Source organism: Paenibacillus sp. FSL K6-1122, from assembly GCF_037977015.1.
Classification (GTDB): Bacteria; Bacillota; Bacilli; order Paenibacillales; family Paenibacillaceae; genus Paenibacillus; species Paenibacillus amylolyticus.
Genome location: NZ_CP150272.1, coordinates 4647384 through 4670169 on the forward strand (window position 1 = coordinate 4647384; position 22786 = coordinate 4670169).

Sequence of the window (22786 nt, forward strand, 5' to 3'; positions counted from 1 at the left end):
CTTTTCAAATATATATGTAGGTCTTTGTCAATGGTCACATCGTACCACTTTCTACTTGAAAAAGCGTTAACTGAGAGTAAAAGTTTATGAAATATTTCCTTTTCTAAACTTTGCTATAGTGAGCTTATTTTAATGCTTGATCTCAAAATTTTGAAGCAATCATGCAACACTAAATTTCATCATCATGTTCTGTGTTATTTCGTTATGCAAAAATACCGTCATTTACTGGATATCTTTAATCCAATAAATGACGGTATTCGTTGGCATATATTACAGAAGTTTATCGGCATGAAATGAACGAATTCAGATATAGGCCGCCAAAAATCCATTTGGCTAGAATCAAATTTGAATCCAAACTATACTTGCCAGCTCACTACTCCTGACCCTTTCAGCTTACCTTATGCTCAATTCTCAGCTTGTCAGCAACCATCGCGATGAACTCGGAGTTCGTCGGTTTAGACTTGCTGATGTTGATCGTATAACCAAACAAGTGGCTGATGCTGTCGATGTTACCGCGAGTCCATGCCACTTCAATGGCATGACGGATGGCACGTTCGACGCGGGACGGCGTGGTTTTGAATTTTTCGGCAATCGCCGGATACAGTGTTTTTGTGATGGCTCCCAAAATTTCGATATTGTTATACACCATCGTAATCGCTTCGCGCAAATACTGATATCCTTTAATATGCGCAGGAACGCCGATTTCATGTATGATGGACGTAATATTTGCATCCAGATTTTTGTGTTTGCCCATTGGCACAACATTGGATGATTTCATGAACATGGATGATCCGCTGCTTGTGGACATCGCCGTCTGTGTTCCCACCAGTTGACGCACACGATTCGCAAGCACTTCCATGTCAAACGGCTTAAGAATATAATAAGAAGCTCCGAGTTGCACGGCACGCTGTGTGATATTCTCTTGTCCGAATGCCGTAAGCATAATGACTTTAGGCTGTGGAGACAGGTTCAGGTCGCGCAAGCGCTCAAGCACACCCAGTCCGTCCAGGTGAGGCATGATAATATCCAGAATCAATACATCCGGCACATCCCGAGTTTGCTCCAGCAATTGCAGTACTTCTTCTCCATTGTATGCAATACCGGTTACTTCCATATCTTCCTGCTCAGATATATATTCGGCAAGCAAATTCGTAAATTCACGATTATCATCGGCCAGCAATACCTCAATTTTTTGCAAAACGGTATCCTCCTTTAAATTAAACATCGTTTCGTACATTTCCTTACACGTTTAATTTTCGACACAGCCAGTTAAATTCCTCCTGTCGAAAATTATTTTTCTTTATTTTTTTTTCTTGATCCTATATAATAAATAATTTATTTCATTATCCGATATATTATGTTTGCTTTCGACAAAAAAGAACCTCAGGGCTGTTTAGCCAGCCTTGAGGTTCTTATCGTTTTCCTTTTTCATCATAACGCCAGCATCTTGTAACATCCATTCAATGAAGCAACCGTAACCCGATTTTGGATCATTCACGAATACATGAGTAACCGCACCGATCAATTTACCATTTTGTACAATGGGGCTGCCACTCATCCCTTGAACGATACCTCCGGTCTTATCCAGCAGTTTCGGGTCCGTAATTCGAAGTACCAGACCTTTTGTTGCTGGTTCAGTTTGATCTGCCACATGAACAATGTCAATGGAGAAGCGTTCAACTTGTTGACCGTCAACCACGGTAAGTATTTCGGCCGGTCCTTCCTTTACTTCATGAGAAAAAGCGACGGGAATGCCTTTCGAATACAGACTGTGCTCAGGATTTCCGGACATTTTACCAAAGATACCAAAAGCCGTATTACGTTCAATATTGCCCAAAATTTTGCTTTCCTTGAGGAAATGAGCACGTTTTTCACCCGGATCACCGGTCTCACTTTTAGAAATGGACGTCACATTGGATTGAACGATCTGACCACTACCCACAACAATAGATGTCTGTGTGTTCATATCTGTAATGACATGGCCCAGTGCGCCATATACGCCCTGATCGGGTGCATAGAAGGTAAGTGTGCCAACACCGGCTGCAGAATCACGAATGTACAATCCAAGCCTCCACGCTTGATCCTCGGAGTCATACGCCGGAGTTAATCGTGTCTTCACCGTTTCCTTGCCCCGTTTTAACACAACATCAATACCTTTTTTACTTTTCCCTGCAAGTTCAACGGCTTCAGAGACACCTGCTACGCCATCCAGACGTTTTCCATCCATATGCGTAATCAGATCTCCGAGCTTAATGCCCGCTGTTTCTCCGGGCGATACACGCTCATCCTGACCGGAACGGACCAGATGATGTCCAACCACCAGAATGCCTGCCGATTTAACCTTGACGCCAATCGTTTGTCCCCCGGGTACAACACGCAAATCCGGTATCACATTCACATGAACTGTTTTGACCGGAATTTTACCCCACAACTTCAACGTTAATTTGGCATGTCCCGTCTGTTGAGGGTGAAGATGCAAAGGTTGTTGCCTGGTAACATGCATCGCTGCCTGATCATCCAAACCAACGATATCAGGACGATCTACAACGGCGCTTGAAGCAGCAGGTACAGCGAGCCGGACATCCGCTTGCCTGCCAGCAAACACCTGCAATTCATCCGGCAGTGAAGCATAACTTTGCACAGGCTGAATGGCCTGGCTAATCACACAAAGAAAGAAGGCAAATAAAAGACCTAGCAATTTCTTCCTGAGGGGGGAATTCAATGGCTGTCACACTCCCTTTGCTTCTTTCGCTTGACGAAAGGTGGTCGCCAATTGCGTACCTATAAGATAACCTCGCCCCCAGGCTTTTATTACTGTCAATCATTACGCCAGCCGTCCGTTTCACCCTTTTTTGGCTTCCGCCAAATTCAGCATTTCCTGTGCGTGATGCAGTGTTTTTTCTGTAATTTCCACGCCGCCCAACATACGTGCCAATTCCTTCACTCTGCCTTCGTCTGACAGCGATTCCACCTGCGTCATTGTCCGTCCATCGTAGACATGTTTCTCAATGAGATACTGATGATCTGCCATACAAGCCACTTGTGGTAAGTGCGTTATTGAGAAAACCTGACAAGTCGAAGACAAGCGGAACAGTTTTTCCGCAATGGATTGAGCTGCTCTACCGCTAACTCCGGTATCAACTTCATCAAAAATCAACACAGGTATCCGGTCATGTCGCGCAAAGATACTCTTCATCGCCAGCATCATTCTCGATAACTCACCACCTGAAGCAATCTTGCCAAGTGGTCTTAATGGCTCGCCCGGGTTCGGTGAGATTAGGAATTCCGCATTGTCCGCACCATGACGATTCAGACGAATACGACGTCCATTCCATTCAATCCCCTTTGGATCTTCGAAAGGAGTAATCTGAACACGCAGTGTAGTCCGCTCCATTTGCAGATCCTTGAGCTCGCTTTCCACCTGTGCAGCAAGTTCCTCGGCGCATTGTTTGCGAATCTTGCTGAGCTCTTCAGCAGACTCCATCACAAGGTTAAGCATTTTGTCACGTTCAGCTCGCAATTTCTCCAGCCGTTCGTCCTTGTTCTCCAGTTGGTCTGTTTCATGGCTAATCTGATCATAATAACTCAGAATAAGTTCAACACTGTCCCCGTATTTCCGTCTGAGGCCAGAAATCAGATTCAGCCTTTGCTCCACTTCTTCCAGCCTTGCCGGATTAAATTCAATCTTCTCCCGGTAATCCCTTAACTGAAATGTCGCATCTTCCAATTGATAAAATGCAGATTGCAGCTGTTCTACGATTGGTTGCAGTCCTTTGCTATCATATCCAGAAATGTCTTCAATTCTTGAGAGAGCAATGCTCACAGCTTCAAGTCCGCGTTGACCACTGAGCAGATCATATGCACCAGCAACACTGTCCATCATTTTCTCACTATGGGATAGTTTGACCCGTTCTTCCCCGAGTAATTCATCCTCGCCTTGTGTAAGGCTCGCTGCTGCGATCTCCTCAAGCTGAAAGCGATACATGTCCAAGAGTTGATATGCCCGCTGACTGGACTCCTGAAGGGCACGCAGTTCTTTTTCCGCCGTGATAAACTTGCTGTAGCGCTCCTGGTACTTCGCTTTGATCGGTCCGATGACTTCCGAGCCATAAGTATCGAGAAGCCCCAGATGGCTCTCAGCGCGTAGCAAACTCTGATGTTCATGTTGTCCATGAATATTGATCAGCTTCTCGCCTACTTCCCGTAGCATGGTCAGATTGACCAATTGCCCATTAATGCGGGACGTACTTTTCCCCTGCGTGTTCAGTTCACGTCGAATAACCAGATGCTCTTCAGGCTCACAATGGATACCCAGCTTCTCTAATGTCTGCCATACCGGATGACTCTGCTCCATCTCGAACAAGGCTTCCATCTCTGCCTTATCACAACCGTACCGGATCAAATCAGCTGAACTTCGTCCACCAGCAATTAAGCCAAGTGCATCTATAATAATCGACTTACCTGCACCCGTTTCCCCTGAAAGTACATGGAATCCCGGATGGAATACAACGTCCACTTCTTCCACCACAGCCAGATTACGAATCGATAACGTAACTAACATCTGCAAAAACACCTCCGGATGACTAATTCAGATATTATGTTTTTGAACCATTGATTCAAGAGGTTGTTCAAAAAGTCCGCTTTTGATTACGAAGGATGCCTGGTGGCATCATCAGCATCGAATATGGAATTCAGCCGAAATAAGTGGGATGCTTACGAAGTATGTTTCCTTCGGAAACATTGCAGTTGCTCACGTAGTTTCCCTACGCCCCGCTACTCCATTTCTAGCTTCATCCCATCTTCTCGGTACTGAAAACCAATCTTTTTGAACACGCACTTTAAGCAATATAACCCATGATTCGCTCAATAACGGTCACACTGTTACCTTCAGTCCGGCAGATAATCAGAATGGTGTCATCTCCACAGATCGTGCCCATGACTTCATTCCACTCAATATTATCAAGCAAAGCTGCAATGGAGTTGGCTGTTCCGGGCAAACATTTCATCACAACCAGATTGTTTGTGTGATCAATGTGCAAGAAGTTGTCAACGAGTGCACGCTTCAACTTTTGAATCGGATTATATCGTTGATCTGTCGGTAAAGAGTACTTGTATCTTCCGTCATCCATCGGAATCTTGATTAACAGAAGTTCCTTGATATCCCGAGATACCGTCGCTTGAGTCACCTGAAAACCTGATTTGCGCAGTGCTTCAACCAGATCATCCTGGGTCTCAATTTCATTTTGACTAATGATTTCACGAATCTTGATGTGCCTTTGTCCTTTCATATATGCCTCCAGTTAGATGTATTGCAATAAAGCAGCATTTGTAATTCGCCGCAGACTTTGCCCTGCAATGTTCATTCTTTTATATTAGTCCAGATCATCCCCATCATACACATCTTCCTGATAGTCCATGAGCCTGATTAACTTAATATCGGAATCCTCCACGTCAACATACAGCAATCCTTCACAGCCAGGATATAACAACAGATAATTGAGGAAGCGATCCCTTAGCGCAGGGCCGGTCATATCGATTGGCTGTCTGCGACGAGACGTTTTCACGAGGTATCTGAGATCCTCACGTTCTGCAACATAATCAATGAATAATCTGCTGTAATAAACGGATTCATTGGCCTCAAAAGCCAGAGGGACTTTCATTTTGCCACCGATAACTTCGTAGCCCTGTGCTTCAAGCAAATCCAAGGCCGGGGAATCTTGAATCTTCACGTTCAGTTGCATTCCAGACAAGCTTACCGGCGTCGGTCGGTTCACCCAATTACGCAAGCCAAAGAACAGCCACAAGATCAAACAGACAGCAAGTACACCTATAAAGATTGTGTCATATTGACCATCCATTATCGCTCACCTCGAAGACATATTCGAGGTTCAGTAATGATTTCCCTTTACGTCAATCACCTTTCCAGCGAAAAGAAACCCATCTTATGATGAGTTTCCCGTAAATGTATGAGCTGCTTCCTTTGCAACTTGCTCCGCAAGTGCGTCAAGTGAAGCTGGATCGATCTCTGGTTGTGTTGCCTCTGGTGCTTCCAGACGCCAATGTGCGAGAAATTCTATATTACCTTCTCCACCGGTTATCGGTGAAAAAGTTAAACTCTGCAGATGTAAACCAAGTTGACTGGAGAAATGAAGCATTGTCTGCAATACATCCTTGTGTACCTTCGTATCACGTACCACACCGGACTTGCCTACTTTTTCACGCCCTGCCTCAAATTGAGGTTTAATCAATGCAACGATATCTGCAGGTTGTTTCAAAAGAGCCAGAAGTGGCGGCAATATGATTCGCAGTGAAATGAACGACACATCAATGCTCGCAAAGTTCGGCACGGGTCCCGTCAGATCTTCAGGAGTCACATAGCGGAAATTAGTTCGTTCCATAACAGTAACTCGCTCATCATTACGCAAAGACCAGTCGAGCTGATTATAGCCCACATCAATAGCGTAGACGTGAGATGCGCCATGCTGAAGTGCACAATCCGTAAATCCACCGGTGGATGAACCAATGTCGAGCATGACAAGTCCATTCATATCAAGGTCGAAATGACGGATCGCTTTTTCGAGCTTCAATCCGCCTCTGCCGACGTAGGGATGTACCGAGCCTTTAACTTTCAGCTCGGCTTCCCTTGGAATTTTCATGCCCGCCTTTTCGATCGGCTCATTATTGGCATATACCAGTCCAGCCATGATTGCAGCTTTTGCCTTCTCACGACTTTCATAATAGCCCTGCTCAACCAGCAGAACATCAATTCGTTCTTTCGGGAGTGACATGTCTGTCTCCTATCATGTAAATTTACGAAGGAAAACGTGTTTTGGGTATGCCGTAAGATGATTGAACAGCCATCTTGCGCAGTTCAGCACATACATTTTCAACGGTAAGACCCACTTCCTCACGTTGTTCCTTAATACTGCCATGCTCGATGAAGCGATCCGGAATCCCCATCAATTGTACATGAACATCATGCAGTCCCTGCTCTGCATAAAACTCCAGAACTGCACTACCCATGCTACCTGCTTGAGATGTTTCTTCAAGTACAATCAATTTGGTGCCTCGAACAGCTAAATCACGCAACATTTGCTCGTCAAGAGGTTTCAGGAAGCGAGCGTTGATTACGCCTGCTGTGATACCTTCCCGCTTCACCATCTCTGCTGCTTCTTCTGCAAGCTGCACCATCGAACCTGAAGCGATGACAGCATATCCCTCGGATGGACGCAGTTGCTCCCATGATCCGATTGGAATCGGAACAAGTACATCATCCAAAGGTACACCGACCACATTGTTTCGTGGATAACGGTAAGCAATTGGACCTTCATTATAATCAAGCGCCGTTTTCATCATATGACGCAATTCATTTTCGTCTTTTGGCATCATCAGAACGATATTTGGAATATGGCGCATAAATGCCACATCGTATACCCCTTGATGTGTTTCCCCATCCGGACCAACAAACCCCGCACGGTCAATAGCAAACATCACGTTGGCGTTATGACGGCAAATATCATGTACAATCTGATCATAAGCACGTTGCATAAACGTAGAATACACGGCAAAGACCGGCTTCAAACCTTCCATAGCCAGTGCAGCACACATGGTCGCCGCGTGCTGTTCTGCAATACCTACGTCAATCATGCGATCGGGAAATTCCTTACTGAACGGAATAAGACCTGATCCTGTAGGCATTGCTGGCGTTACCGCTACGACCCGCTTATCCTGCTTCGCAAGATCAATTAACGTTTGACCAAACACTTCCGTGTACATCGGTTTTCCGACTGCCTTCAGCACTTGACCGGATTCAATTTTGTACGGAGAAATCCCGTGCCACTTGTGCGAATCGGCTTCTGCTGGCTGATAACCTTTGCCTTTGGTCGTGAGCACGTGAACGAGTACAGGACCATCAACGTTATCTGCCTGTTTGAAGGTTTCGATCAATTTGGGAATATCGTGCCCATCAATCGGTCCCAAATACGTGAAGCCCAGTTCTTCGAAAAGAACACCTGGTACCATCATATATTTGACACTATCTTTGATCCAGCTTGCCGATTTGGCCAAACGGTCCCCAATAGCTGGAATTTTTTTAAGCATCCCCTCGACATCATCTTTTGCTTTCAGATAATGACGATCCGAACGAATCTTGCTCAAATATTTATGCATGGCCCCAACGTTTGGAGCAATGGACATTTCATTATCATTCAGAATAACCATCAGTTTTCTCTGCTCATGACCAATATGATTGAGAGCCTCAAAAGCCATACCACCTGTAAGCGCTCCATCACCAATCATCGCGATGACTTGGTTGTCCTCACCTTTCAGATCACGTGCAAGGGCCATCCCCATCGCAGCGGACAATGAAGTACTGCTGTGTCCAGCTTCCCATACATCATGTTCACTTTCGTTGCGTTTGACAAACCCGCACAGACCGTTATGTTGACGCAATGTATCAAAGCGATCCATACGTCCTGTCAGGACTTTATGCACATAAGCCTGATGCCCTACATCAAAAATCATTTTGTCTGCTGGACTGTTATAACAGTAATGCAGGGCTACCGTGAGCTCAACCACGCCTAAGTTGGGTGCGAGATGCCCACCTGTAACAGACAGTTTCTCAATCAGAAACTGCCGGATCTCTGCCGACAAAAGGGCAAGATCATCCTGAGACATCGACTTTAGATCACTGGGTTGTTTAATTTGTGGAAGCAGCACGAGAATCTCCCCGCTTTCCTAGATTGTTTAGTTATTGTTGTAAATCGATATATACATTATGAATCAAATGACATTAAATCATTATAACATAAAAGAACAAGAATCATAATTTACTGCACTATACTCCCGATAACGAGCATTCTCGCCAGCAAGTTATTTAAAATTCTTCTCCATATGTATTCACGCATCCACTCGGGACAGACTTTTTCCATCCACTCGGAAAAAGAACATTACATTCATTACACGGTTACATAGATTTTGAAACAGACCGCTCCGTCAGAATCTAATGGTCACGACTCATCAGGTAATCTGCAATTTCCAACAATCTGGATGCATCAGGTAACTCGGCTCTTTCAAGTGCGTCTTTTGCAGATTGGGTAAGGGATTTCACTTCATCTACAGAAGCCTCCATGCCAATAAAATAAGGATATGTTACCTTCTGTTGATTCACATCGCTCTGTGTTTTCTTGCCCATCTTCTGCTCGTCACCCGTCAGGTCGAGAATATCATCCTGAATCTGAAATGCCAGCCCCAGATCACGGCCAAACACACGTAAGGCTTCCAATTGTCCTTCCGTTGCTCCACCAATTCGTGCTCCAGCAATGAGTGAGAAAACAATCAGATCACCCGTTTTGTGCAAATGGATATATTGGAGCTGTGAAAGATCGGTCATGCCTTGCTCGCCTTCCATATCCGCGACTTGGCCGCCGACCATACCTCTTGCTCCAGCAAGTTCGGACATGTCCTCTACGATGGACAGCAACGCATCTGCCGCTACACCGCTACGGCGTCCAGCTTGAACAATGCTATAAAAAGCATGGGTTAACAGCGCATCGCCTGCCAATATGGCTGTTGCCTCACCATATACCTTATGATTCGTTAATTTTCCCCTGCGGTAATCATCATTATCCATAGCAGGCAGGTCGTCGTGGATCAGTGAATACGTATGAACCATCTCCACGGCGCAGGCTACCGGCATTGCAGCTGTACGCTGTGCACCGAAGGCTTCCGCCGCAGCAACGACCAGAAGAGGACGAAGGCGTTTGCCTCCGGCCATGAGTGAGTACTGCATCGCATCCGTCAACGATTGGGGTACATCCCAGTGATCGGGAAGCGTGTGTTTCAACGCTTCTGTCACCGCAGCTGTGACCTCTTCGAGGTACACTTGAAACGAAGGACGATTACTCATGGACTTCACCGCTCTCATCGTCAGCAGTTCCGAAAGGCTTCTTGCGAAGCTCTCCATCTTCTTCTACGATCATCTCGATCTTGCGTTCCACTTGTTCCAGCTTAAGACCGCAAAGTTGCGAAAGTTTCATCCCGCGTTGAAACAGATCGATGGCCTGTTCCAACGGAACATCACCATGTTCCAGCTGACCTACGATGTCTTCCAATGCCGCCATTGCCTCTTCAAAATTCAATTCCGGTTCATTCGCCATGGGTATTGTCGTCCTCCTTCATTCCCCAAACCTGACAGTCCAGCTGTCCGTCTGTTAATTTAATCTTAATTGAATCTCCAGGCTGTACATCTTTCGTTGACTTGATCAATCGCTGTTCCTGCTCGTCATAGACAAGGCTGTATCCCCGTGACATGACTTTGAGTGGGCTAAGCGCATCCAGATGCCGCACAGATGATTTCCACTGTTGCTGCTTCGATCTGGCTATAGACCTGATCGCAAGTTCCAGTTGTCTGCGTGCTGCCGCATTCTCACGGCGTGCTACATTGACCTGCTCACGAGGATTGAATCGTTGCAGTGCTGCCCGCAGACGCTCCTGCTTCTCTCCTGTCCATTTCATACGTGTATCGACTGTTCTCAAAAGACGTTGGTGCATCATATCCAGTCGTTCCGTGTGCTGCATCAAGGTACGTCTTGGATGCACCAGCACTGGCGAACGCTGTAATCTTGCGAGCCGTTCACGTTTATGTACAGCACGCTGACGTAAGCTGTGCTGTAACTGGCGCTGACGTTGTCCGATCTGATCAAGCAACTCAGCTCTATTAGGTACAGCTAATTCAGCAGCTGCTGTAGGTGTAGCCGCACGCAAATCGGCTGCAAAATCAGCAATAGTGAAGTCCGTTTCGTGCCCAACCGCAGAAATGACAGGAATATCCGAAGCAACTATTGCTCTTGCCACAATCTCCTCGTTAAAGGCCCACAACTCCTCCAGTGAACCGCCTCCGCGTCCAACGATAAGTACATCGGCTTCTCCCATCCGGTTCAGGTTGCCAATCGCTTTGACAATGGAAGGTGCTGCACCCTTCCCTTGAACCAGAACAGGATATAAAACAACTTTGGCAGAAGGGTATCTGCGCTGGAGTGTGATCATAATGTCTCGCACCGCCGCTCCTGTCGGTGAAGTTACAACCCCGATGGTCTGTGGATAACGAGGGATCTGTCTTTTTCGAGAAGGTGAAAATAACCCTTCATCCTCAAGCTTTTTCTTCAGCTGTTCGTAAGCCAGATACAGACTTCCAATTCCGTCCGGCTGCATATGGGTAGCATAGAATTGATACTGCCCATCCCGTTCATACACCGAGACATTACCACGGGCAATAACCCTTGCACCCTCCTTCGGTACAAAGGGTAATCGCTGGTTATGGGACGCAAACATAATTGACTTGATCCGGCTGTCCTTGTCCTTCAATGTAAAATACATATGGCCGCTGGAGTGATGTGTGAAATTCGAAATCTCCCCGCGCAGCCAGACGTCCGACAGGACCTGATCCGATTCCAGTTTCATCCGGATGTATCGGTTCAGGTCTTTGATGGAGTAGATCTTTTGATCTGCCACAGACAAAACCCTAGGCCAATCCGTGAGCGCGCTTGGCAGCGATCAATGTATTTTGCATCAGCATTGTGATTGTCATCGGACCAACACCGCCAGGAACGGGTGTAATTGGACCAGAAACTTCTTTCACACTCTCGAAATCAACGTCTCCTGCCAGTTTGCCATTATCCAAACGGTTCATGCCGACATCGATAACAACAGCACCTGGTTTCACAAAATCAGCATCCACAAAATTAGCACGGCCGATGGCTACAACTAAAATGTCCGCCTGACGTGTAATTTCTTTCATGTTGGCTGTACGGGAATGACACATGGTTACCGTCGCATTCTCACGTTGGAGCAACAGCGATACCGGTTTGCCAACGATGTTGCTTCTTCCGATAACCACTGCATGTTTACCGGACATTTCCAGTCCAGTACGTTTGATCAGTTCAATTACACCCGCTGGGGTACATGGAAGCAGACTATCGTCTCCAATTACGAGATTACCAACATTGACTGGATGGAATCCGTCTACGTCTTTATCCACGGCAATCGCATTAATAACCGCTTTCTCTTCGATGTGTTTAGGTAGTGGAAGTTGAACCAAAATTCCGTTAATGGATTGTTGATTGTTCAGCTTGTCCACCAGCGCAAGCAAATCTTCTTGGGACGTATCTGCATCCAAGCGATGCACTTCGGAGTAGAAACCGAGGTCGTGACATGCTTTTTCTTTATTACGCACATATACTTGGGATGCCGGATCTTCCCCGACGAGCACAACAGCCAGACCAGGTACTACCCCCTGTTCGCTAAGCTGTTTTACTTCTGTTGTCATGCTTGCGCGGATCTCTTGGGATACTTCTTTACCGTTAATAATAGATGCTGTCATTGTACTCTCTCTCCCTTATGTGAATATAAATTTAGAGGTTGTTCAAAAAGCCCGCTTTTGATTACGAAGGATACTGAAAACCGGTCTTTTTGAACACACACTATAATTAATCATAACTTAAGATAATTTTGCTTTAATCGCGTCAACTTCCTGAATCATGCGTCCAAGTACACCATTGACGAACTTGCCGGATTCTTCTGTACCAAAATATTTGGACAGTTCAATCGCTTCATTGACCGATACCTTTGCCGGAATGTCATCACGAAACACCATTTCATACGTTGACAGTCGTAGAATCTGGCGATCTACACGTGATAGACGGCTGATCTGCCAACCTTTCAAATAATCCACAAGCAGCCCGTCAATGGCTTCCTTATTGTTCCAAGCTCCTTGTACGATCTCAGTAACATAAGTACGCATTACATCTGCATCACGGATAACCACTTCGGTTTCATTATCTTCAGCAGCTTCATTGATCAACATGTTCACAGCTTCTGCTGCACCTACCTCATTCATTTCCATCTGATACAGACTTTGTACTGCAATTTCCCTTGCCAAACGTCTTTTCATGTCCTGCCTCCTGCAGCGCTCCGTCTGGAGCGTCATCATGCTTATTTTATAATCCATGCATCCATCTCATCAAATCCTGTATCGGTTAGAACAATGGCTTACACAGTATTGTTATTGTTATCCCTTTTCACAAAAAAACCTGCAATACGTTTCCTCCAAAAAACGGGCAACCTAAACTACAGTTCTATTTTCGGAAGAAACATATTGCAGGGTTCAGGTAGGTCACTTAAACGGACGCCAGCGATCGCCCAGCCATTGTCCCCACTCCCTCCAGGGAATGGACGAACCCAGCTTCGAATCGCTTCGTCTGCCTAACGTATAACCGATGAACACCAAGAGTGCAAAGAACAACATATCCCAAAAACCGATCCATACATAAAGAAATCCAAAAAAGATGCCGCCGATAATTCCGGTAATTCGGCCTCTGTGACTATCCCAAATCTCTTTCCACAGCATCAGTGAAACTCACCTCATTCCACTCGACTCTTGTAGTTAGGCGACTGGGTTACATTAGCGATATACACCGTGACAAAAGAAACCGGGATGCCCGTAATCTCTTGCACATGATCATGTATCGCCTTTTGCAGATCAGAAGTCAGCGCAGGAATAGGTGTCTCACCATCCACTACTGCACGGATCATAATCTCCAGTCCTGACTCAACCACACGTATGCGTGCCTTGACATCACGTACTCCCCGGAAACGGGAAGTTGCCTTCAAACAGAGATTCTCAATCGTCTCCATCGAAATCTGTACATCACCAAACTCAGTACGTTGATCTACAGACGGCAACGATGCACGCTCACGCCGAACCGAGATGTAGAAAAATCGCAAACTCAGGATAAACAAAATCGCTGCTGCAATAACCGACGCAACAATAACGTTCTGTTCCTGCTGGTAATTCAATTCGTAAGGCAGCACACCGCTAATCAGAAGAATGACGGCTGCCGATATTGCTCCAACGCTTATGCTGTATATAAACAACAGAAGCCGATCCAGTATTTTAGCCACGAACTGCACAGCCTCCCTTGCTCACTAACATGACTTAACCTGTTCACTAGCAAAAAATCAGATCCTCATTTAGCTTTCGCTATAATGAAGACCTGTCCAAGACGGGATAACCCCCGGCAGATGATGCCGGGGGAATCTGTCTTCTTTTATTTTACGCGCTGACTGTTCAGGTCGATCTCTTCCACTTTCTCGGTGCTCTTGAACTGAACGTCATGAATGTGCACATTCACTTCATTCACATTCAATCCTGTCATGTTCTCGATGGAACGTTTCACGTTCTGTTGAATCTCCGTAGCTACTTGTGGCAGACGGTATCCGTACTCGATAATTACGGAAACATCAACTGCAGCTTCACGTTGGCCCACTTCAACTTTAACGCCTTTGGAAAGGTTTTTGCGACCAAGCAATTCAGCAAATCCGCCAGCGAATCCGCCACTCATGCCTGCAACACCTTTCACTTCAAGGGTCGCCAATCCAGCAATCACTTCAATAACTTCAGGTGCGATCTGGATTTCACCGATATCCGTTCGTTCAAATTCAGTCGGTAGTGTACTCATAACTGTTCAACACACCTTTCGCGAGATAAGTTTGCGGCCATCCGTCAGGGCGCTGGACTCAGGTTAATCAACCTTCAGAACCCTTCCGGTCCGGCTTTACCGGAACTCCTGCAAACATCCGCGAGGTGCGGGCTTATCCTTTGCAGGAGACATGCGCTCTTATTATTCATACTATATCATTTGGGCTACATTATGACAAACAAGCCCAATATACCTTTTAAATCTCGTTTTCCTCAAGAAATTTGATATCAAAGTCACCGCGAATGAACGTTGGGTGCTCCAGCAATTTCTGATGGAAAGGAATAGTTGTAGATATGCCTTCAATCGCAAATTCCCCAAGCGCACGTTTCATCTTGGCAATCGCCTCTTCACGATTCGCTCCCCACACGATCAATTTTGCGATCATGGAGTCATAGAAAGGTGAAATGGTATAACCCGGATAAGCAGCACTATCTACACGAACGCCAGGTCCTCCCGGTGCAAGGTAGAATCCGATTTTGCCTGGTGATGGCATAAAGTTACGGTCCGGATCTTCTGCATTGATACGACATTCAATGGACCAGCCATTGATAACCACGTCTTCCTGACGGAATGAGAGTGGGTTGCCTTCAGCTACCGAGATCATCTCACGGATCAGATCCACGCCAGTAACCATCTCAGTCACCGGGTGCTCTACCTGAATACGCGTATTCATCTCCATGAAATAGAACTCGCCATTCGGGCTGAGCAGGAACTCCAATGTACCCGCTCCCGAGTAATCCACAGCAAGGGCAGCCCGTACCGCAGCTTCACCCATCAGTGTGCGCACATCTTCGGAGAGAATCGGACACGGAGCTTCTTCTACCAATTTCTGGCGACGACGCTGAACCGAGCAATCACGCTCTCCCAAATGTGCTGCATTTCCGTGTTTATCAGCAATGATCTGAATTTCCACGTGTTTCATACCTGTCAGGAATTTCTCCAGATATACACCTGCATTGCCAAATGCCTTCTGTGCTTCCTGCTGAGCAGCGGTAATCTGCTTAATCAGCGTTTCTTCATCTTCGGCAATACGAATTCCCTTACCTCCGCCACCAGCAGTAGCTTTGATAATGATAGGATATCCGATATCTCTAGCAATCATGATGGCTTCATCCATATTTTCAACAAGGCCGTCTGATCCAGGAATAACAGGTACTCCTGCATCTTTCATCGTCTGTTTGGCAACAGCCTTGTCTCCCATTTTGGTAATGGCTTCGGGTGAAGGCCCGATGAATGTAATATTGCAAGACTCACAAATTTCCGCAAAATCAGCATTCTCCGCCAAAAAACCGTATCCAGGGTGGATTGCATCACATTCCGTCAGCGTAGCTACACTCATCAGGTTTGTGAAGTTGAGGTAACTGTCCTTAGACAGTGTCGGTCCGATACAATAAGCCTCATCTGCAAGACGAACATGCAGAGAATCCTTGTCCGCTTCCGAGTAGACGGCTACCGTTGAGATACCGATTTCACGGCAGGCACGAATAATACGTACCGCAATCTCTCCACGGTTCGCAATCAGTATTTTTTGAAATTTCATTTCGTTTTGTCCTCCTTCGAAGCTCATGCGGTTAGCTGTTAACCAGCTATAACGGTTATTCCGGTTTCACCAGGAAAAGGGGCTGCCCATACTCGACCAGCTGTCCGTTCTCAACCAGCACTTCAACGATTTCTCCCTTGATGTCCGCATCAAGCTCGTTCATCAGCTTCATAGCTTCGATGATACATACCGTTGTTTTCTCAACAACTTTATCACCAGCGCTCACAAAAGGACCCGCTTCCGGCGAGGAAGCTCTGTAAAAAGTACCTACCATCGGAGATACAATTTTATGTAAATGACTTGTAGTATCGACCTGCGGTGCAGCTTCACTTACCACTGCTGCCGGCTGTACTTGCGGAGCAGCAATCATTTGCGGTTGCACAGCAGCTGCTTGAACATACTCCGTTTTGCCCGGTTTGCGGATTGATAACCGTGATCCTTCATTTTCAATTTCCAACTCTTGAACGGAACTTTCATCTACCAGTTTAATCAGTTCTTTGATTTCACTCAATTTAAACATTTCCATTATTCACTCCTTCGGCATCATGCCAGTCTCACTAGGACGGTCATATGGCTTTATGTATTATATCATAATCATTAAAAATGGAAAGAGCCCGAGAGTACAACCAGCTCCCGGGACTGCATTTCCATGATTTGGATTACTGTTCTGTGACGTATTGCACGCTGATTTTGTTCTGTGAAACCGCCAATTCTTTCATGACCAGATCTACAATGGATACCGCCTGTTTTACATCCAGTTTGTCACTGAGGACCACAACTTTATACTTGTCGGCATCTTCTTGAACGATCGCATTAGCGAACTGTTGAGAGAGCGTCTCCTCAATGCCAGTGATTTTAGCTTCTTTTTCTTCCAGTGTACGGAGTTGCTCGGTTGCTTTGGCATTCTCCTCTGGCGTTTTGCTCAGATCACCTGCCACGGTCATCAGTTCCTCATACTTACGATTGTTGCTTTCCTCACGTTGCCACTGGTAGTTCTGGAACTGGCTGCTCGCAGATGCTGTCGTATTCTGCTCTTCCATTTCCTTGAGGACTTCCTCATCTGTCTTGGTTGCAGTGCCGCCTGCCTGACCGTCTGTCTCCGGTGTAGTTGTTGCGCCTTTGTCGGTCTCTTTGTTGGTTTCTTTGCCTGTCTCACCCTTATTTTCGCCTGGTTCGACAGCAGGTGTTTTCTCTGTATTTCCAGCTTCTTTACCTTCCGTAGCCGATGGTTCCTCCACAGCGCCAGCCGCACTTGGATCACTTTCAACTTCGCCGCTATTCACCACTTCATTTACAACCAAACCTTCTGTAGGATCAAGAATGCCTGCCGTCTCCTTTGCTTCCCCCTGCTTGATTCCATCCACTTGCTGACTGTCAGCCACCGGCGCGTTGACTGGACCGGAATCCTCAGTGAACAGATAATACGCGGACAAAATGACCATCAGACTCAGCATGGAAACGAGCCATACCGTTTGACGTTTGTTATTCATTAGAACTTCCTCCTCAAATTGGCTTCAATCTTATGAGAATTGAATCTTGTGATTCAACACATCAGATTAGTCTTGTTTGCGCGGTACAACTGAGATCCGGTAGGCTGCCACATTCAGTCCTTTTTCCACAGCATCGGTTATCAGGTCCTTCACAACCTTGTTCTCTGCACCCCTCGCAACCACAAGCACCCCACGGATCTGCGGTTTGAGCTTTTTGGTCACTATAGGTGTCTGATCCCCTGCTATTTCGTAAGTAATAATCTCGCCATCACGGGTATATTGCGTCATATGCCGTTTGCCCCCGCTAGCATCGGTTTCTTCGGTAAGTTGCTGAGAATCCTTCACGTTCCGCTGAACGACCAATTCTTCTGTGGAATCCACGGTAACCATCACATCAACCGTTCCCACACCAACAATGTTTTCCAGCACACCTTTGATTTTGTCTTCAAATGCAATTTCGATCGCCTGAAAAGGATTCTGTTCCGACGGATCACTCTGTATGGATGCCATGGATGTTGCCGGGTCCGGTGGTTCCCGACCGATATTTTCGGAATCAATTTTTTTGACATTGACGAAGGAATTGAACAGCATGATTCCCACCCCGATCAAACCCAGGATAATCAGCCAGCGGAAGGTTTGACTTCGCCTTGCCCCACCCTCTCCGCCACCCATCCAGGTTTCCATCTTTTTGAACCATTGTTTCATCGGACACCCTCCTTCTCAGAGCACTTCAGCACTTTTTGGTTCTGTCACTTGAACGTTGTTTGCATCAACATCCCACTTTTCAGTCAACAATGTAATAATCTGCACCGCATGTTCGGACCTTGTGGATGTCTCACCTTGCTGCTTCGTCTCATCTGCTTGATCACGTATAACAGGCTCCGAAGACGCTTCATTTCCATCACGTTGCCCTCTACTCACATCAATCTGAACATCAGGCACTTCAATCTGACCGATCTGGATGGGCTGCTGTATTTGATGTGATTTATCCTTCTCGACTTCTGTGTCTGTTCCAAATATGGGTTGTGTGTTAGCAGCGACTTCTTGCTGCCCTGCCTTCACTTCTCCTTCTACACCCTCTCCGGCCATCTCGACCAACACACGCTGGATCACAGGCAGTTCGACTGATGAGGCAGCTTCCATCTCCGTTTCATATTTACTCATGGTCAGCTGTACCTCTACGGACCGCACCTTGGCTCCTGTTGTTTCTTCAATCTGACCTTTCATGACATTAGCCAGTTCTTTGGCTGTCCATTGTAAGGATTGTTCCTGTTCATTGGATTGTAGCCGTTTGCCCTGAGCTAATATCTGTTCGAGTGTCGCATTCCCATTCGATGGAGCATCCATTGCAGACATTGCCCGTTTCAGTTCGCCAACCGGATCACTTTTGAGCAGCTTGGTTATGGGTGATAAAAGGGTCAGCAGGATGAGAAGGCTCAGCACAAGCTTGACATAACGTTCCATGGATCGATTGGGCAACAACATATCCACAAAAGTCGCCAGCAGAACGATCATAATCAATTCCTGGAGCCAGTTGCTCAGCCACCCCATCCTTTCCACCCCCTTTCTTGCCAACATACATTCAGCGCATCATGACAGTCAGATTGCCCGCGGTCAGCAAGATGGTAATGGCCAGGAAAAACATCAGCCCGACGGCTGCCAGCGCCGCAAATACGTAGATCATGCTCTTGCCGATGGCCTGGAGGCATCCTACAATCGGGGTGTCTCCTAGCGGTTGCATAATGGCACCAGTTACGTTGTATATCAAGGCAAGAGCCAGAATCTTGAGTGCCGGAAAGGCACATAGAAACAAAATGATGATCACTCCGGTGAGTCCAATTGCATTTTTGACAAGTAAAGAAGCTGTAATTACAGTATCCGTCGCATCCGCAAATGTTCTGCCCACGACAGGGACAAAGTTGCCTGCGATGTATTTGGCGGCCTTCAGGCTAACTCCATCCGCTACGGAGCCCGATGCTCCCTGAACCGAGATTACACCCAAAAACATCGTCAGCAGGATACCCAGCAGTGCCACACTAATATTGCGCAGGAGGTCTGCCAGCTGTGTCAGCTTGTACTTGTCAGACAATGAACTGACGAGATGCAGAACAGCTGAGAAGAAGAGTAACGGGAATACCAGCAAGTGAATCAACGTACTCACCAGATGAATCATGAAAATGATGAGTGGATGTGTCACCGAGACGGTGATGACATTACCCATGGACGCAAGCAGTGTGAATAACAAGGGAACCATGGCCATCATGAAGTTGATCATGCCGGTTATGGCATCCTTAGCATATCCAATCGCCACACTGAAGCTGTTAATCGCAATAATGATGATGACCATATAACAGATGGAATAGGCGATTTTGCTAATATTATTTTTCTCAAATGCGGTCTGAAGTGTCTCCAGAATCATGCTGAGTACACTTAACATCACAATCGTGACCAGAAGTTTGCCATTATATAAAATTTCATGCAGCATGAAGGTTCCTATCGCTACAAACACCGATTTCAGGCTGAACCCTTCATTGCCGGGGATTAACATATCCATGAAGGAAGGGGTCTTCCCATCCGGGAAGAAACCACCGTATTGTTGCATCAGTTGATCCCAGTATTTCTCCACCTGATCCTTGGGAAGGTGATCGGCCTGCTGCTCCATCCACTCACCGGAAGGCGAGGTTGCAGTAACCTGTCCCAGGATACCAAACAGAAAACAGAGCATCAGCACAACCGTAAGGCGCCACTGCGGCTTAAGATGCATTGATTTCATATGAAGTCCGCACGCCCTTTCTACACCGGCATCAGCTTCATGACGGTTTCGATAATAATGCTGATGATCGGTATAGCAAGTACAAGGATCAGTACCTTACCAGCCAATTCGATCTTGGACGCAATGCTTTCTTGACCTGCATCCCTGACAATCTGTGCGCCAAATTCAGCGATGTACGCTATTCCAATAATTTTCAGCACCGTTTTCAGATAAATACTTTCCATGCCTGAATTCTCGGCAAGCCGCTTCAACACTTCGATGACTGCTCCGATTTTGCCAATCAACAACATGAAGATGACAATGCCGGTTGCGGCAGCAATCAGAAAGGCAAACATCGGTTTCTGTTCCTTAATGACCAGAATAAGCACTGTTGCGATGAGCGCCAAACCTACAACTTGGATAATTTCCACAGGTCACCACCATCCGGCTTCATGACCGATTTCATTGAAAAAGAAATATCGATTTGATCTCTTGTAGCAGGCTGTCCAGCATACGGACCACCATGAACAATACAACGACAAATCCGATTACGGTCACCCAGTGAGCCATATCTTCCTTTCCCATTTGTTTCAGTACCGTGTGAATCATGGCGATGATGATTCCGATACCCGCAATTTGAAAGATTGCGTTCACTTCTAGATTCATGACCTTGGCACCTCACTATCCCGGCTATTTCAGAAGATCAGAATGACGATTAACGCTCCGACAAGCATCCCGAGGCTTCGGCTCATTCGTTCATATTTCATTTGATCGGCCTGGGCGCGGGATTCCTCATGCATTAGTTGTTGAATGGCTAACGATATATGTTTGGTCTGATCCTGACGGTCACTTGTGCCAAGGCTGAAGCTTAATTGCAGCATCACTTCCTTCTCGTCAGCCTTCATGGCCGATCTTCCCCACGCCAGATTCACGCCTGACTGCAGACTTTCCCGGGCAGTGAGTCCATGAGGAGGTTCCATCTGTGTAGCTGCATGAAGAAACAACGTCTTTACAGGTTCTTTGGTCTGTGCTCCCATCTTGCCCATGGCATCGGGAAGTGGAGTGAGCCCATAGTTAATCTCCGTCATTAGTCGCTGGAGGGCTGCAATGAGTTCTCGCAACTGTCTCGGTCTTAATGCATACTGTCTGGCCTTGTAAAATCCGGCGAGGGTGCTGGCTAACAGAATAATTACCGCACCAAACATGTTAACCAAAGGCTTCACCTCCTGCCCCGGTCTGCTGCAACCCACGCATTTTGCCATCAGCCAGCCGAAAGGTCATGCCCCGGCTCGTCCGTTGCAGCTGGACATAACGTTGAAACATCTGCTCCGTAATTAAGGTTCTGAGGGCGGGTCTGGCCGACAGCTCCGATAGGTCACGGCCATGCGCAGTCGCAATCACTGAGACTCCTGCATGCAGGGCTTCCATCACCGCCTCGGCATCCTCCGGACGACCGATCTCGTCCACAATCAGGACATCGGGCGACATGGAGCGAAGCATCATCATCATGCCCTCAGCCTTCGGACAACCGTCCATCACATCTGTTCGGGGACCTACGTCGAAGCCAGGTACTCCTTTGTAGCTACCAGCGATTTCGGACCTTTCATCCACAATGCCCACTTTCAGACGTGGACGTATTCCCTGAACCAGTTCAGTTCCCCCTGTAAGCTTTGTACCACTACTAATTTGTCTCGCCAGATCTCGCAGCAACGTCGTTTTCCCTTGTTGTGGTGGTGATAGGATCAACGTGTGCAGGACCTGTCCGCTCTTCATATCGAGAAGATAAGGAAGGATACGATCAGCCACTCCATGTACCTCACGGGCTACCCGAACGTTAAACCCGTTGATGTCACGCAGGTATTCGACACGTCCACCGCTTAGTACCGTTCGTCCAGCAAGCCCGATTCGATGTCCCCCAGGTATGGTGATGAACCCTTTGCGCAGTTCCTCTTCCAATGTATAAAGTGAATGGTTACTGATCAGGTCCAGCAACCTGTGCGTCACTTCTTTCTGAGGAACATACGCTTCTTCAGGATTCCCGGTCGGACAACCTTGAGGTGTCAGGAAGTGGTATGTGTTGCCTGCATTAATCTCCAGGGGTCTGCCTTCTCGAATACGTACTTCCTCCACTTGTTCCAATAGAGCGGGTGGCATTCTTCCAAGAATGGTTCGGATCGGTTCCGGAAAAAGTTCCCTCCAGTTCACCTTCATGAGTAGGCTCCTCCAACCTTGAGATCATTTGGTTCACACTTCTGGCGCTTGTTCATATCTCAAGTTTATGCCTGTACATTTAATTTATGACGCTGAAATCTATCAATTCTTCAGAATACGGTTGAGAGTTGAAACCATAGATGCACCTTCTGTTCTAGGCACCCGTCTAGATGTGCATGCATATAGTAATTGCAGATAGGTAAGTTCCATTTCGGTTCAAAACAGAACTACCGATCCCCAGATACAGAAAGGAGTT

25 protein-coding genes are annotated in these 22786 nt (G+C 46.7%); all 25 read right to left on the reverse strand.

What is annotated here, in order from left to right; genetic code table 11:
• Window positions 1-388 precede the first annotated feature (388 nt).
• Window positions 389-1198, reverse strand: a complete 810-nt coding sequence (gene spo0A / locus NSQ20_RS20900) for a sporulation transcription factor Spo0A (RefSeq protein ID WP_036614349.1) — start codon at window positions 1196-1198, stop codon at window positions 389-391.
• 195 nt (window positions 1199-1393) lie between these two features.
• The gene (gene spoIVB / locus NSQ20_RS20905; protein WP_036614352.1) at window positions 1394-2722 is read right to left on the reverse strand and encodes a SpoIVB peptidase; all 1329 of its coding nucleotides are present in this window, start codon (window positions 2720-2722) and stop codon (window positions 1394-1396) included.
• A gap of 120 nt (window positions 2723-2842) precedes the next feature.
• Window positions 2843-4561 (reverse strand): DNA repair protein RecN, encoded by a 1719-nt coding sequence (gene recN, locus NSQ20_RS20910; RefSeq protein ID WP_338706492.1) that lies wholly within the window; start codon window positions 4559-4561, stop codon window positions 2843-2845.
• Window positions 4562-4838: 277 nt separating this feature from the next.
• Window positions 4839-5288 carry a transcriptional regulator ArgR gene (gene argR, locus NSQ20_RS20915; RefSeq protein ID WP_017687604.1) on the reverse strand — a complete coding sequence of 150 codons (450 nt, stop codon included), beginning with the start codon at window positions 5286-5288 and terminating at the stop codon, window positions 4839-4841.
• Between the two features lie 84 nt (window positions 5289-5372).
• A complete protein-coding gene (locus NSQ20_RS20920; RefSeq protein WP_036614357.1) occupies window positions 5373-5858 on the reverse strand; it encodes a hypothetical protein in 486 nt (161 codons plus the stop codon).
• An 84-nt stretch (window positions 5859-5942) separates the two neighbouring features.
• Complete coding sequence (locus NSQ20_RS20925) at window positions 5943-6788, reverse strand: TlyA family RNA methyltransferase (protein WP_036614359.1); 846 nt, start codon at window positions 6786-6788, stop codon at window positions 5943-5945.
• 22 nt (window positions 6789-6810) lie between these two features.
• Window positions 6811-8718 (reverse strand): 1-deoxy-D-xylulose-5-phosphate synthase, encoded by a 1908-nt coding sequence (gene dxs, locus NSQ20_RS20930; RefSeq protein ID WP_036614362.1) that lies wholly within the window; start codon window positions 8716-8718, stop codon window positions 6811-6813.
• A 283-nt stretch (window positions 8719-9001) separates the two neighbouring features.
• Window positions 9002-9925, reverse strand: coding sequence for a polyprenyl synthetase family protein (locus tag NSQ20_RS20935; protein ID WP_083669823.1), 924 nt, complete (start codon window positions 9923-9925; stop codon window positions 9002-9004).
• Window positions 9900-10157, reverse strand: coding sequence for an exodeoxyribonuclease VII small subunit (gene xseB, locus NSQ20_RS20940; protein WP_017687599.1), 258 nt, complete (start codon window positions 10155-10157; stop codon window positions 9900-9902). The genes NSQ20_RS20935 and xseB overlap by 26 nt, the downstream gene beginning before the upstream one ends.
• Complete coding sequence (xseA, locus tag NSQ20_RS20945; protein ID WP_076327959.1) at window positions 10147-11511, reverse strand: exodeoxyribonuclease VII large subunit; 1365 nt, start codon at window positions 11509-11511, stop codon at window positions 10147-10149. Before xseA ends, xseB begins: the two co-directional genes overlap by 11 nt.
• Before the next feature lie 10 nt (window positions 11512-11521).
• A complete protein-coding gene (gene folD / locus NSQ20_RS20950; RefSeq protein ID WP_340030811.1) occupies window positions 11522-12379 on the reverse strand; it encodes a bifunctional methylenetetrahydrofolate dehydrogenase/methenyltetrahydrofolate cyclohydrolase FolD in 858 nt (285 codons plus the stop codon).
• Between the two features lie 117 nt (window positions 12380-12496).
• Entirely contained in the window at window positions 12497-12949 is a 453-nt protein-coding gene (nusB, locus tag NSQ20_RS20955) for a transcription antitermination factor NusB (RefSeq protein ID WP_017687596.1), read from the reverse strand.
• A 222-nt stretch (window positions 12950-13171) separates the two neighbouring features.
• Window positions 13172-13405: a DUF2273 domain-containing protein gene (locus NSQ20_RS20960; RefSeq protein ID WP_017687595.1), complete on the reverse strand. Its 234-nt coding sequence runs from the start codon at window positions 13403-13405 to the stop codon at window positions 13172-13174.
• A gap of 14 nt (window positions 13406-13419) precedes the next feature.
• Window positions 13420-13959, reverse strand: coding sequence for an alkaline shock response membrane anchor protein AmaP (gene amaP / locus NSQ20_RS20965; RefSeq protein WP_017687594.1), 540 nt, complete (start codon window positions 13957-13959; stop codon window positions 13420-13422).
• Between the two features lie 146 nt (window positions 13960-14105).
• Window positions 14106-14516, reverse strand: a complete 411-nt coding sequence (locus NSQ20_RS20970; protein ID WP_017687593.1) for an Asp23/Gls24 family envelope stress response protein — start codon at window positions 14514-14516, stop codon at window positions 14106-14108.
• A 217-nt stretch (window positions 14517-14733) separates the two neighbouring features.
• Window positions 14734-16077, reverse strand: coding sequence for an acetyl-CoA carboxylase biotin carboxylase subunit (accC, locus tag NSQ20_RS20975; RefSeq protein ID WP_036614375.1), 1344 nt, complete (start codon window positions 16075-16077; stop codon window positions 14734-14736).
• Between the two features lie 55 nt (window positions 16078-16132).
• Complete coding sequence (accB, locus tag NSQ20_RS20980) at window positions 16133-16597, reverse strand: acetyl-CoA carboxylase biotin carboxyl carrier protein (protein ID WP_036614903.1); 465 nt, start codon at window positions 16595-16597, stop codon at window positions 16133-16135.
• Between the two features lie 139 nt (window positions 16598-16736).
• On the reverse strand, window positions 16737-17567 hold the full coding sequence (locus tag NSQ20_RS20985; RefSeq protein ID WP_036674997.1) for a SpoIIIAH-like family protein: 831 nt from the start codon (window positions 17565-17567) through the stop codon (window positions 16737-16739).
• A gap of 66 nt (window positions 17568-17633) precedes the next feature.
• A complete protein-coding gene (gene spoIIIAG / locus NSQ20_RS20990; RefSeq protein ID WP_036614381.1) occupies window positions 17634-18272 on the reverse strand; it encodes a stage III sporulation protein AG in 639 nt (212 codons plus the stop codon).
• Window positions 18273-18287: 15 nt separating this feature from the next.
• On the reverse strand, window positions 18288-19118 hold the full coding sequence (gene spoIIIAF, locus NSQ20_RS20995) for a stage III sporulation protein AF (protein ID WP_036674995.1): 831 nt from the start codon (window positions 19116-19118) through the stop codon (window positions 18288-18290).
• Between the two features lie 31 nt (window positions 19119-19149).
• Window positions 19150-20340, reverse strand: a complete 1191-nt coding sequence (spoIIIAE, locus tag NSQ20_RS21000) for a stage III sporulation protein AE (RefSeq protein WP_036674993.1) — start codon at window positions 20338-20340, stop codon at window positions 19150-19152.
• A 20-nt stretch (window positions 20341-20360) separates the two neighbouring features.
• Complete coding sequence (spoIIIAD, locus tag NSQ20_RS21005; RefSeq protein ID WP_017687586.1) at window positions 20361-20750, reverse strand: stage III sporulation protein AD; 390 nt, start codon at window positions 20748-20750, stop codon at window positions 20361-20363.
• A gap of 31 nt (window positions 20751-20781) precedes the next feature.
• Window positions 20782-20985 (reverse strand): stage III sporulation protein AC, encoded by a 204-nt coding sequence (spoIIIAC, locus tag NSQ20_RS21010; RefSeq protein ID WP_017687585.1) that lies wholly within the window; start codon window positions 20983-20985, stop codon window positions 20782-20784.
• A 29-nt stretch (window positions 20986-21014) separates the two neighbouring features.
• A complete protein-coding gene (gene spoIIIAB / locus NSQ20_RS21015; RefSeq protein WP_036674991.1) occupies window positions 21015-21533 on the reverse strand; it encodes a stage III sporulation protein SpoIIIAB in 519 nt (172 codons plus the stop codon).
• A complete protein-coding gene (gene spoIIIAA, locus NSQ20_RS21020) occupies window positions 21526-22530 on the reverse strand; it encodes a stage III sporulation protein AA (protein WP_036674989.1) in 1005 nt (334 codons plus the stop codon). Before spoIIIAA ends, spoIIIAB begins: the two co-directional genes overlap by 8 nt.
• Window positions 22531-22786: the final 256 nt, after the last annotated feature.